Raw genomic sequence first — 12,800 nt, 5'->3', positions numbered from 1 at the left:
TCTGACCTAAAATTCGCATCACGATGAGAGATCTAAAGAAATACAACAATAAAACAAAAGCAGCTTTCATATTACTGATTGTGATGTTGATAATATTATTAAGCAATTTCAATACGTTACAAAACTCCAAAAATGTAAACGAAAACATCAATGCTATTTACAACGACCGTTTGATAGTTTCGCATTATATTTTTCAATATGCTAAAGAACTTCATTTTATAAAGAGCGAAGCCGAAAAACTAGATTTGAGTGATAATATTAAGAAAGATGAGATCATTCACACTTTAAAAATCGTTCACAGCATTGATGATTTGTATGCTAAAACAGTTTTAACCAATAAAGAAAAAGAGCATTTTGATGCTTTTTTAGCTTCCTGTAAAGAAATTAACAATCAGGTTGAAAATAAAAACTGGAGTAAAATCGCTTATTCCAGCGGAGAAGCTCTTAAAACTCTCGAATCATTATCTCAAATTCAGATAAAAGAAGGTAAAGCTAAACTAGCCAGTGCAAATAAGATGTATAACGATAATAATAATCTTGGACAACTACAGATTGCATTGTTGATTATTTTAGGTGGCATTACGTTCTATCTTTTGATCGTGAAAAAAATCAAAAGAAATATCAAAATTCCAGAACCGCCAAGTATGAATTAATTACTACAGTTTTCTATCTTCTTCCTTAATTGCAAGATCATTTATGCTGGCAAATCTTTTTTGCATTAAACCATTCGAATCAAATTCCCAATTTTCATTTCCGTAGGCTCTAAACCAGTTTCCATTAAGATCTTGATATTCATACTCGAAACGAACTGCAATGCGATTTTCAGTATGTGCCCAATATTCTTTTTTCAGCTTATAATTGGTTTCTTTTTTCCATTTCTGCGTTAAAAAGAGAACAATCTCTTCCCTTCCATTTACAAATTGATCACGGTTTCGCCATTCGCTATCAACGGTGTAAGCTTTCGAAACACGTTCCGGATCCTGGCTGTTCCACGCGTCTTCTGCCAACTGAATTTTTTCTTTTGCCGTTTCTAAAGTGAAAGGTGGCAATGGTAATTTTTGTTCCATTTTTACGAACTTAAAATTTGAATAATTTTTTTTGACTGTTCAATAAATTGGTTTGATTTGAATAACTGGCTTTCTATTATACAACTCTCAAATAATAAGTAAACATGATCGGATAACAGTTTATCCTTAATAATATTCTGAAAATAAACTCTTAAATCATGCTTGTGATTCTGAAGCACATTTAGAATCTTAACATTATCCGAAGGAATTTCTGAAAGTATGTTTAAAAAACTACAGCCTCTGAAATTTTCCTTTTCATTCATAAAGATTAAAAAATCAAAAGAAGCTACTAATTTTATTTTAGTCTCTTTTTCACCAGCTGTAAATTCTTCCAATTGGTCAAACCAGTAAGAATGGCGTTCGTTTAAAAAAGCAACACATAAATCTTCTTTTGATTTAAAGTGCTGATAAAAACTGGCTTTTGCTACTTTAGCTTCTTCGATAATTTGATTAATACCAGTTGCACTGTAACCTTGCTGATGAAACAATACAGCTGTTTTCTCTAAAATTCTTTCTTTAGGTGACATCCTAATTAAATTTATATAGGACAAATGTATAATTTTTTTTTGAATGAACAGACAAGTCTGTCTATATATTTAAAAGATGAACAAAAAAAAATCCAAATTCCAAAACTTTTACAAGAATTGGAATTTGGATTTTTATCCCGAGAATTTGGGATTGTAATTTTAAAGTTTAAAGCTTATCTGCTCCACTCTGCAATACTATCTTTATTCATTTTTACGTAATCCTGATTATTAGCAGTTTCAGCAGCAGCTAATGAAGCTTTTGCCGTTTCAACAGCACCTTTTTTATCACCTTGTTTGGCCTGAATCAATGATTTCAATCTTAGGATATAGTATGGTTTTTCAGCACTCATATCTAAAGATTTATCAACGTATGTTTTTGCAGTTTCAATATTTCCATTTGATTGGAATAAATATTGCGCTGCAGCAAAGTAATCATTTGAAGATGGCCCAGCCAAAACTTTATCGATACTTGCTGTAGCTGTTTTTGCTGTTGGAACTTCGAATTTTAATGCTACATGAGAATTTTCCCAAGCCATTTCTAAATAAGCAAAGTTCGGATCTAAACCATTGATTCCAATTGTAAAACTTTCAACCGGAGTTGGTAATGCATTTTCCTTAACTGTAGTTCTCAAGGCAACATAAGCATCACTCCAGTTTTCAGGTAATCCCCAGTTGTCTGTTGAAAGATAAAAAATTACTTCCCAGCTTTCGATTTTAGGAATCGTATAGATTGCATATTTTCCTTTCTTTAATGTTTTACCATCAATAACAACATCATCACTAAAATTAATGATGGTGTTTTCATTAGCTCCCGTTCTCCATAATTTACCAAACGGAACTAAATTTCCGAATACAGCTCTACCTCTAGCTCCAGGTCTTGAATAAGTAACTTCAACATCTGTTAAACCAACTGTTTGTTTGATATAAGCTTTAGGACTCGCCTGTGGTGTTTTTATTTGTGCTTCTGTAGCAAATGGGGCTAAAATAATAGCTAATGCAATAAGTATTTTTTTCATTATTAGGTTTCATTTGTTTTGTTCAAATTTACAAATTCAATTAGGGAACAAATGTTAAATTTAACTTAATTCAAGCGTCTAGTTGTGATATTTTTTCAGCATTCAATTCATTGAAATGATTGATAATTAAATCTGCATCTGATAAATTTTGTAAATTAGAATGCTGGCTATTATACCCTACACAATAAATTCCTGCTGCTTTTGCTGCTTTTACACCATTTGTACTGTCTTCAATTATAATACAATTCTCTTTAGGCACAATTGACAAAGAAGCTGCGTGTAAAAAAATAGCAGGGTTTGGTTTCGATTGCGGAAAATCTTCCCCACTTACAATATGAGTAAAATATTGGTGTAAATTAAATCTTGTAAAAACCCGTTCAATTGTAACTTTTGATGCAGAGGAAGCCAAAATCAACTGGATTCCACTTGTGTATAAATCTTTAATCAAATCTTCAACACCTTCTAATAAGTACAAATCTTCCTTAGTATCAAAAGCATCATTAAAAATATTTCTCTTTCTCTGAATTAAATCTTCAACTTCGTGCTCAATAGTCGGAAAAAATCCTTTTAAACTCTGAAATGTATTTCGGGTCGAAAATCCGGTAAAAGAAGTATACATTTCCTCAGATACTTCAATATTTAACTCTGAAAATTGTTTGTAGTAGGCATAACGGTGTACAGGTTCAGTGTCTACGATAACACCATCCATATCAAAAATTACTGTTTTTATCATCTTTTTTTAAGGTTCAAAGGTTCTGAGGAACAAAGGTTCAAAGGTTTTTTCTGTAGAGGCGCACAGCAGTGCGCCTTTTTAGAGGTTCAAAGTTTCAAGTTCTCATGTTTTGATAAATTTGACAAAATTTTACTCGATCCAGAACCTGAAACAAAGAAAACGTGAAACCTGAAACAATTTTTCTACTCTTTTTTAAGCAAATGACGAATCACCGTTTCTGCAGCGTGAAGGCCAAATAATCCTGGCATATAACTGTTTGTTCCGTAGAAAGATTTTTTGAAGTTTTTTCCGTCGGTTAATTTTAAGCTCTTTTCATCCTGAATTTCAGAAGAAAATACCACTTTTAATTTGTTAATTTTTTCTGCTTTTAGACGTTTACGGATGGTCTTAGAAAAGTAACAGTTTATTGTTTTAGAAATATCGGTCACTTTTACTTTTGAAGCTAACATTTTTCCACCAGCACCCATGCTGCTTAATATTTTTACTCTTTTACGTTTTGCCGCAATAATCAAATTCAGTTTTGGTGTAATACTGTCTATACAGTCCAAAACGTAATCAAATTCAGGAGAAACGATTTCAAAAGCTCTTTCCGGAGATAAAAATTCCTGAACTCGCGTTAGTTTCAATTCTGGATTAATATCCATCAAACGATCGCCAACAATAGTAATTTTTGGTTGTCCAACTGTTGAATGCAATGCTGGTAATTGACGATTAATATTAGTAATATCAACAACATCTCCATCAACAATTGTCATACTCCCAACTCCTGCTCTTGCCAAGAACTCAGCTGCAAATGATCCCACTCCTCCTAAGCCAACTACCAAAACGTTGGAGTTTTTTAAATTTTCTAATCCTTCTTTTGTAAATAAAAGCTCGGCTCTTTCTGTCCACTCTGCCATAAAATCTTTTGTTTATTTTGTTTTCTTTTGTTTGCTTCGCCAATTCGACTAAAGTCCAGTTTCAGGTTTCAAGTTTCAGGTTTCACTCTAAAATCTTAATTCTCAATTCTTGACTCTATATTCTATTTTCTATACTCTATTTTCTCTGAAATATTCTTTCAAAATTACTTGAAATAATCCCTTGTAAATTATTCAAATCTAAGTTTTTATACTCAGCTGCTAAATCATAAACCTGCTGAATACCTTCTTCAATCGTATCGGTTTCCAAAAGAAATCTATCATTTGGAATTTGTTGGAAAACCGTTTTTAATTCTGGATTTCTCAATAAATACTTTCCGAATGAAATATAAAATCCTGCTGCAATAAGCTGATTAGCAACTTGACTATTTTTCGAAAATCCGTGAATAATCATCGGAACGGAGATTTTCAATTTTTTCTTGATTTCAATCACTTCCTGAAAAGCCGCAACACAATGAATAACTACAGGTTTCTTATGTTTTTCAGCTAAAGCCAATTGTTTTTCAAAAACTATAATTTGTTGTTCTAGCGGAATTTCAATTCGTTTATCTAAACCGCATTCTCCTAATGCCAAACAATTTTCTGTTTGTAATTTTTCTTCAATAATTTTCAAATCAGCTTCAATTCTATCCTGAACAATATACCACGGATGAATTCCTATTGAATAAAACGGAATCGAAATATCAAATTCATTTGGATACTGATTGACCAATTCCAAAATATTGGGTTGATTTGTAAATTGGTGTGTATGAAAATTAAAGAATTCCATTAGTGAAAAGTCTTAACTCCTGCTTTAATTGCGATATTCAGGTCGTTCTCTAAAGGAACCAGCGGACAAGAATATTTGTGATTATAAGCACAATACGGATTGTAAGCCTGATTAAAATCGACTGCAATAGTATTTCCCTTTGGAATTTTTAAATCAATATATCTTCCTCCTATATAACTTTCCTTTCCTGAAGTTAAATCTGAAAAAGGGAGAAACAAATGATCTTTATATTCATCTGTTTTCGAAAGATCGATACTTCTATATACATTTAATTGCAATGCTTTACTTTCAATAGTAAAGTATAAAGTTCCATATTTTATATATTTTGGAGTTCTTGTTCCGGTAGTTTTCATTTCGAAAACCTTTTCATTTTTCGCCTTTACAAATTTTGCATTGACAAAATACTTGGCGTTGATAGGATAAAAATCTAAAGTTTTAAAAACTTTTAGATCTTCTTCCATTAACGGACTCGTCTTAGGATCAGCATATTCTGAATTTATGGTCTTCTGAAATTTCTCTGTTTCTTTTTTATCAAATTTCTTTTGGCTAAAGCCAAAACTAAAAGTTAATAATAAAGTAAGAAATGCTATTTTTTTCATCTTGGAAATTTTGAACAAAAATAGTTTAAAAGTAACAAAGCAGCAACCGCGATACGTGACAAAGTTTCCTAACTTTGTTGCAAATAACATATTTTTATAATGCTCAAAACTGCAGCCAATCATTACATCAATAATTTTAGGGGATTTTCAAGAGAAATTTGGATACTTACATTGGTCACTTTTATTAATCGTGCCGGTACAATGGTGCTTCCTTTTTTATCAAAATACTTAAAAGAAGACCTTCACTTTTCTTATAATCAGGTTGGTTGGATTATGGTTGCATTTGGTTTGGGATCGATGTTGGGATCATGGTTAGGAGGAAAACTTTCGGATAAAATCGGGTTTTACAAAATCATGATTTTCAGTTTATTTACCAGTGGTGTTTCTCTTTTCTTCGTGCAGTATATAACAACATTCTGGGGATTGTGTGTTGCGATGTTCCTTTTAATGGTCATTGCTGATATGTTTAGACCCGCAATGTTTGTTTCATTAGGTGCATATGCAAAACCTGAAAACAGAACTCGTGCTTTGACTTTAGTACGTTTAGCTGTAAATCTTGGTTTCGCGGCCGGACCAGCTTTGGGCGGATTGATTATTATGGGAATTGGATATTCAGGGTTGTTCTGGGTTGACGGTGCTTCTTGTATTATATCGATTTCAATTTTTGCTTTATTAGTAAAAGAAAAGAAAAAAGTGGATCACGATGATAAAGTGGAAAGTGCCTCAGATAAAAAATCAGTTTTTCATGATCGAATCTTTTGGGTTTTCTTATTTGTGAGTTTTGTAACAGCAATGATCTTCTTCCAGCTTTTCACAACGCTTCCTTTATATCATAATGAAAAGTTTGGTTTAAGTGAATTCCAAACAGGATTGTTAATGACTTTAAACGGGCTCTTGATTTTTGCCTTAGAAATGCCAACTGTTGGATTTATGGAGCGTAAAGGCTTCCCTAAAATTAAAATCATTATTCTGGGGTCCTTTGTTATGGCTTCCAGTTTCTTTTTGCTTCTGATAAATGTTTGGGCCGGAATTCTGGTCATTAGTATGATTTGCATTTCGATTGGTGAGATTTTAACCTTTCCATTTTCTAATGCTTTCGCATTAAGCCGGGCACCACGCGGTCAGGAAGGTCGTTATATGGCATTGTATACTATGAGTTTTAGTTTGGCTCATATTATTAGCTCAAAAGTTGGTTTCGAAATTATCACTCGATTAGGTTACCAAATTAACTGGTTTTTCATGGCTTCTATTGGAGTTGTGGCTACTCTTTGTTGTTTCTGGATTAAAAAAGCTTTGTTCCTAGAAAAAAAACACTAAACAATTTTAACTCATAAATTACTCAAATTCAATTTATTACTTTTAAATTTGAATCGTTTTTCTATGTTTTTAAATTAAATCAAACTTAATTTTTAGTTAAATAACTATTTTTATAGTTGCGTAACTAAAAAAATAGTTGTAGGTTTGAATTAAAATTAGAAAACATGCAAAAGTTAACCAACAAAGAAGAAGAAATCATGCACATTTTATGGAGGCTTAAAAAAGCTTTTGTAAAAGAGGTTCAGGCTGAGATAACGGAAGAGCAACCGCATTACAATACACTTTCGACTATTGTTCGTAATCTTGAAGAAAAGGGTTTTGTAGGACATAATGCGTTTGGAAATACACACCAATATTATCCAATAATTACTTTAGAAGCCTATAGTAAAAAGTACATGAAAACGGCTATTGATAATTATTTCAATAGTTCTTATAAAAATATGGTTTCGTTTTTTGCCAAAGAAGAAAAAATCTCTGCAGCTGAATTACGAGAAATCCTGGCCATGATAGAAACTCCAAAAGAAGACAAATAAAAATATTGTTTATGGAAGTACTTTTTATTTATATCGCAAAATCAGCAGGCTTAGTTATTTTATTTTATTGCGCTTATTATTTCTTGTTACGCAAAGAAACTTTTTTCAATAGTAACAGGTGGTTTTTATTGACCGGTTTAATTACTTCTGCAATACTTCCCTTGATAGTTTATACTAAAGTGATTTGGGTTAATCCAACTCCACTTTCAAACGTAAATTATGCATCGTTATATTCTGCGCCAATAGAAAAAAATGCTTTCGAAATTAACTGGAATTTAGTGATAATAGCGATCTACAGTATTGGTGTTTTAGCTTTACTTATAAAATTTGCTTTTGATTTTTATAGTTTAAACGCAATTATAAAAGGAAAACAAATTAAACAACAAGCTGATTTTAAATTTGTTGACATAAACGAAAACATTGCTCCATTTTCGTATTTTGAATATATAGTGTACAACTCATCAATGTACACGCCTTCTGAATTAGAAAGCATTTTGGAGCATGAAAAAGTGCACAGTGATCAAAATCATACTATGGATGTTTTGATCGCGAGAGCTTTCTCTATAATATTTTGGTTTAATCCGGTAATATGGCTGTATAAAAAAGCAATAACTCAAAATCTTGAATTTATTGCAGATGCAGCAGCCGCTCAGAAAATATCAGACAAAAAAGCCTATCAATACACGCTTTTAAAAATTACAACTCATGAAAGTTGTCTATCAATCACCAATCATTTTTATCAATCATTAATCAAAAAACGAATTGTCATGTTAAACAAAAATCAATCAAAAAAAAGGAGCTCCTGGAAACTCTACGTGGTAGTTCCAGCACTAGCCGCTTTTGTACTTTTATTTCAGGTTGAAGTAATTGCAAAAGAAAAAAGAGAAGTTGCAACAAAAGAACTTAGCAAAAAATACGGTTCTATTGATGTTTACAAAATCAGTAAAACAACAACTGATCAACAATTAAAAGAAATGGCTAAAAAAATGAAGCTAAATCACGATGTTGATGCAAAAATTTCTGCTGTTGAACGAAATTCAAAAAATGAGTTAACAGCCATTAGATTTGATCTTAAAAGAGGTTCTGAACAATCACAATCTTACAGAGTTAAAGGAAGTGAAGCAATTAAAGATTGTGAAATTGTAATTGAAACTGAAAAAGACGGATCTAAAAAAATAGGTTTAAAAACAGATAATCAAATCGGTGAAGTACAAATTATCGATAAAGAACGTAAAGTCGAAGTAAAAAAAGTTGTAAATTCTAACACTAATTGTGATGTTAAAACTAATCATAATACTAATACAAGCATTAGTACAAGCACTAATGCAAATAATACAGATACTACTGTAAATACAAATGTAAGAACGAATGTTAAAGTTGGTTACAATAGAAACATAACTCCTGAGCCAAAAATCCAAACAAACATCAGTTTAGTATCAAACGGAGATAATATCAATACACAATCAAAACAGTTAGTTATTGTGGATGGAGAAGTTGTATATGATGGAAAAATAAGAGATTTGGATTCTGAAAACGTTAAAACAATCCATATTTATAAAAGCTCAAAAACATCAGCTAAAGATGGTGAAGAGGATAAAAACAGTGTTATTGAAATTGAAACTAAAAAATAATTTTCAATTTGAAATTAAAAACTAACCAAAACCATGTTAAAACTAACCAATAAAGAAGAAGAAATAATGCATATTTTATGGAAGCTGAAAAAAGCTTTTGTAAAAGAGATTCAGGCAGAAATAACAGAGGATCAGCCGCATTATAATACGCTTTCGACTATCGTTCGAAATTTGGAAGAAAAAGGATATGTAAATCACAATGCTTTTGGAAATACACATCAATATTTCCCAATTGTAAGTATTGAAGATTACAGAAAAAGGTTCATGAGTACTGCAATTGACAATTATTTCAACAGCTCTTATAAAAGTATGGTTTCATTCTTTGCCAAAGAAGAAAAAATCTCTGCGGCTGAATTGCGTGAAATCTTAGCTATGATCGAAAAACCAAACGAAGACAAATAAGCATTATGGAAGCTCTTTTCACTTTTATCGCCAAATCAAGCGGATTATTAGTATTATTTTACTGCGCTTACTTTTTTTTACTTCGTAAAGAAACTTTTTTCAATAGCAACAGATGGTTTCTATTAGCCGGTCTTATCACTTCAGTAGTTTTACCTTTTGTAGTTTATACCAAAATTGTATGGGTCGATCCTATTCCAATGCCTACTATGAACTATTCTACCAGTTATGTACCTCATAATATTATGAATACCATTCCTGAAGAATCTTTTGAAATCAATTGGAATTATATTGCAATTGCTATTTATGGAATCGGATTTTTAGCCCTTATAATAAAGTTTGCAACTGATTTTTACAGTTTAAACTCCGTTTTAAAAGGCAGAGAAATACAGCAGGAAGCTGATTTTAAATTCATTGATATTGAGGAAAACATTGCACCCTTTTCTTATTTTGATTATATCGTATACAACTCATCACTGTATAGCGCATCAGAGTTAGAAAGTATTTTAGAACATGAAAAAGTGCACAGCGATCAAAATCATACCGTAGATGTGATTATTTCAAGAATATTTTGTGTACTGTTTTGGTTCAATCCAATTATTTGGTTGTACAAAAAAGCAATTCTTCAAAATCTTGAGTTCATCGCTGATTATGAAGCTGCCAAAAAAATATCAGATAAAAAAGCTTATCAATACACGCTTTTAAAAATAACAACACATGAAACTTGTGTTGCCATCACCAATCATTTTTATCAATCATTAATCAAAAAACGAATTGTCATGTTAAACAAAAATCAATCAAAAAAAACAAATTATTGGAAGTATTGTACCATAATTCCAGCACTTGCCGCATTTGTATTTTTATTTCAAATAGAAATCATAGCACAAGAGAAAAAAGAAACTCAGGAAGTTACTACAGCTACATCAGATGATGTCTACAAAATCGAAAAAACAACAACAGATCAGGAATTAAAAGTAATCTCTGAAAAAATAAAGCAAAAACACGATTTTGATGTTGCTATATCGAATGTAAAAAGAAACACAGATAAAGAATTGACAGCCATCAAAATGAACATTAAAAAAGGAAACCATGAGGTTCAGACCATTGAGATAGATGGTGACGAAGCAATAAAGAGCTTTGGTCTTGTAGTATCAACTGACGACGATAATGTCAAAAAAATTGGCGTTGTTACAGATGGTGAACCAAACGACTCCATGATGCTTCAGGATCGCGTTGCAGATGTTGATGAAGTAAATGGCCCTGATGTTAATGATATGCATGTTGCGCCTCCTGCTCCACCGGCTCCTCCAAGAATAAGTACTATTGCACCTCCAGCTGCACCCGCTTTTCCTGGCGGATCAATGCCAAAGTTACCAACTATAGACATGTCTAAAATGCCTAAAGCACCAGCCCCTCCTGCAAATCCAAGAGATAAAGTAGCCATGGCTAATTTCGAAAAAGATATGGCTGAGTTTGAGAAAAAAATGGAAGCTTTTGAACCAACTCTTTCTGCTTACACAGAACAAGTTGATGAAATCATGTCTAAGCATGAAGCGATGTACGGTAAGGATATGGAAAAGTATGAAATTGCTATGGAAAAATTCAACGTTGAGATGGAAAAATACGGAAAGTACATAGAAGAAACAGTTGGAAGAGACATGAAAGAATATGAGAAAAACATGAAAGCTTACGAAAAAGACATGAAAGCTTATGAAAAAGAAATGAAGAAAATGGAGAAAGAAAGCAAAAAATCTTAATTTTTAAGCATTCACTTTTAAAATTCATAAATGAAAAAATCTCTTTGTGTCGCTCTTCTATTCGTTTTCAATCTTTCTTTTAGTCAAAACAAAGAAAGTAAATCTACAAAAGACGAAATTGATCATTACATTAAAAATGTAATTGAAATAAACGAAATTCCGGGTGTGGCCTTGGCGGTTATAAAAGACGGAAAAGTAATTTATGAGAACTATTTTGGAAAAGCCAACTTAGAAGAAAATAAAGCAGTGGATAAAAACACTGCTTTTAAAATTTTCTCGACAACCAAATTAATCACAGGTGTTGGTGTTTTTCAACTCATAGAAACGGGAAAGTTATCTTTAGAAGACCCTATTTCTAAATACTTAGATAACCTGCCAAAAGAATGGCAGGAAATAAAAATCAAAAATTTACTAACACATTCCTCTGGTCTTCCAGATGTTGTTCAGTTTGAAGATATTCCATTTTCATTACCTTATGCTGAAAAAATTTCTTTGCTAGCAAAAAAAACAATGCAATTTGCGATTGGCAATCAATACCGTTACAATCAAACTAACTATTTGTTTTTAGCTAAAATCATTGAAAAAATTACGGGTAAAACTTTTGAAGAGTATATCTTAAAAAATCAATTTCCAGAAGCCAAATCAGATGTTTTCTTTTTATCTAATTTTAGACAAATCACTCCGCAAGGTGCGGTTCGCTATAATTATAATATCAAAAATAAAAAATACGAGAAAAACAATTATAACAGCGGCCCAGATTCACATTCAGCTAATGGTCTAAATATTACATTAGATGAATTTATTAAATGGAATGAAAATCTGGACAAAAATGTTTATCTCAAAAAAGAAACTAAATATTCGATGTGGCAATCCTTTCCTTTTGCTAATAATACAGATCGTTTTGCATACGGTTGGGAAATTGTTCCTGTAAACAAAATTCCTTCCTATGGTTTCACAGGAGGTAATGAAACTGCTTTTAGAAAATTTATCAATAATGATTTAACTATTATCTTTTTATCCAATGGTCATAAATATTCTAATTTATATGTTCAGAGTCAGGTTATAAATCATGTTGCTGCAATTGTAGATAAAAGTCTAGAGGATGATTATCTTTTAGCTGGAGAAAAAATTAATCAGGATTTTTTAAAACTCGAAATCTCATTAGCAGAGCAAAATTATTTGAATATCAAAAAGAATCATCCCGATTGGAATTTTGAATATCGATTAAATGCTATTGGTTATACATTAATGAGTTATAGCCGACTTAATGATGCTATTAAAGTTTTTCAATTGAATGTAAAGGAGAACCCGAAATCCGGAGGTGCTTTTGATAGTTTAGCCGAAAGTTATTTTAATGATAATCAATTAGAAATAGCCAGGAAAAACTATGAAAAATCGCTAGAGTTATCTCCTGATAATGCAAATGCAAAAGAAATGCTTGAAAAAATAAAAATACAGCTTTCTAAAAAATCATAAAAACACACTGTTATAATCCTATAAAAAGACTTTGCGCTACTGCAAAGTCTTTTTTTATA

At 31.5% G+C, this 12,800-nt stretch carries 14 protein-coding genes; 7 read left to right on the top strand and 7 right to left on the bottom strand.

The annotated features are described in order from the left end of the window. Positions 1-23: 23 nt before the first annotated feature. Positions 24-653, top strand: a complete 630-nt coding sequence (locus BUA98_RS05605) for an MCP four helix bundle domain-containing protein (RefSeq protein WP_072970660.1) — start codon at positions 24-26, stop codon at positions 651-653. 3 nt (positions 654-656) lie between these two features. Here the strand turns inward: BUA98_RS05605 and BUA98_RS05600 are convergent, their stop codons facing one another. The 7 genes from BUA98_RS05600 to BUA98_RS05570 form a co-directional block, all read right to left on the bottom strand. Then, the gene (locus BUA98_RS05600) at positions 657-1,067 is read right to left on the bottom strand and encodes a nuclear transport factor 2 family protein (RefSeq protein WP_072970659.1); all 411 of its coding nucleotides are present in this window, start codon (positions 1,065-1,067) and stop codon (positions 657-659) included. 2 nt (positions 1,068-1,069) lie between these two features. Continuing rightward, on the bottom strand, positions 1,070-1,594 hold the full coding sequence (locus BUA98_RS05595) for a TetR/AcrR family transcriptional regulator (protein ID WP_072970658.1): 525 nt from the start codon (positions 1,592-1,594) through the stop codon (positions 1,070-1,072). A 173-nt stretch (positions 1,595-1,767) separates the two neighbouring features. Continuing rightward, the gene (locus BUA98_RS05590; RefSeq protein ID WP_072970657.1) at positions 1,768-2,610 is read right to left on the bottom strand and encodes a DUF2911 domain-containing protein; all 843 of its coding nucleotides are present in this window, start codon (positions 2,608-2,610) and stop codon (positions 1,768-1,770) included. Positions 2,611-2,680: 70 nt separating this feature from the next. After that, positions 2,681-3,343 carry an HAD family hydrolase gene (locus BUA98_RS05585; RefSeq protein WP_072970656.1) on the bottom strand — a complete coding sequence of 221 codons (663 nt, stop codon included), beginning with the start codon at positions 3,341-3,343 and terminating at the stop codon, positions 2,681-2,683. 182 nt (positions 3,344-3,525) lie between these two features. Next, on the bottom strand, positions 3,526-4,242 hold the full coding sequence (locus tag BUA98_RS05580) for a tRNA threonylcarbamoyladenosine dehydratase (protein WP_072970655.1): 717 nt from the start codon (positions 4,240-4,242) through the stop codon (positions 3,526-3,528). A 136-nt stretch (positions 4,243-4,378) separates the two neighbouring features. Then, positions 4,379-5,029: a TatD family hydrolase gene (locus BUA98_RS05575; RefSeq protein WP_072970654.1), complete on the bottom strand. Its 651-nt coding sequence runs from the start codon at positions 5,027-5,029 to the stop codon at positions 4,379-4,381. Continuing rightward, a complete protein-coding gene (locus BUA98_RS05570; RefSeq protein WP_072970653.1) occupies positions 5,029-5,628 on the bottom strand; it encodes a DUF1684 domain-containing protein in 600 nt (199 codons plus the stop codon). Before BUA98_RS05570 ends, BUA98_RS05575 begins: the two co-directional genes overlap by 1 nt. A gap of 99 nt (positions 5,629-5,727) precedes the next feature. Between BUA98_RS05570 and BUA98_RS05565 the strand changes: the two genes are divergently transcribed. The 6 genes from BUA98_RS05565 (at position 5,728) to BUA98_RS05540 (ending at position 12,741) form a co-directional block, all read left to right on the top strand. Next, positions 5,728-6,945 carry an MDR family MFS transporter gene (locus BUA98_RS05565; protein ID WP_072970652.1) on the top strand — a complete coding sequence of 406 codons (1,218 nt, stop codon included), beginning with the start codon at positions 5,728-5,730 and terminating at the stop codon, positions 6,943-6,945. A 164-nt stretch (positions 6,946-7,109) separates the two neighbouring features. Next, complete coding sequence (locus tag BUA98_RS05560; protein ID WP_072970651.1) at positions 7,110-7,478, top strand: BlaI/MecI/CopY family transcriptional regulator; 369 nt, start codon at positions 7,110-7,112, stop codon at positions 7,476-7,478. Positions 7,479-7,489: 11 nt separating this feature from the next. After that, a complete protein-coding gene (locus BUA98_RS05555) occupies positions 7,490-9,109 on the top strand; it encodes a M56 family metallopeptidase (protein ID WP_072970650.1) in 1,620 nt (539 codons plus the stop codon). A gap of 33 nt (positions 9,110-9,142) precedes the next feature. Continuing rightward, positions 9,143-9,511, top strand: coding sequence for a BlaI/MecI/CopY family transcriptional regulator (locus tag BUA98_RS05550; RefSeq protein ID WP_072970649.1), 369 nt, complete (start codon positions 9,143-9,145; stop codon positions 9,509-9,511). Positions 9,512-9,516: 5 nt separating this feature from the next. After that, positions 9,517-11,265: a M56 family metallopeptidase gene (locus BUA98_RS05545; RefSeq protein ID WP_072970648.1), complete on the top strand. Its 1,749-nt coding sequence runs from the start codon at positions 9,517-9,519 to the stop codon at positions 11,263-11,265. Positions 11,266-11,295: 30 nt separating this feature from the next. Next, positions 11,296-12,741, top strand: a complete 1,446-nt coding sequence (locus tag BUA98_RS05540; RefSeq protein WP_072970647.1) for a serine hydrolase domain-containing protein — start codon at positions 11,296-11,298, stop codon at positions 12,739-12,741. The last annotated feature ends 59 nt before the right edge of the window (positions 12,742-12,800 follow it).

Source organism: Flavobacterium saccharophilum, from assembly GCF_900142735.1.
GTDB lineage: Bacteria > Bacteroidota > Bacteroidia > Flavobacteriales > Flavobacteriaceae > Flavobacterium > Flavobacterium saccharophilum.
The sequence above is the reverse complement of the archived record's forward strand: the minus strand, read 5'-3'. Positions and strand labels throughout refer to the sequence as shown.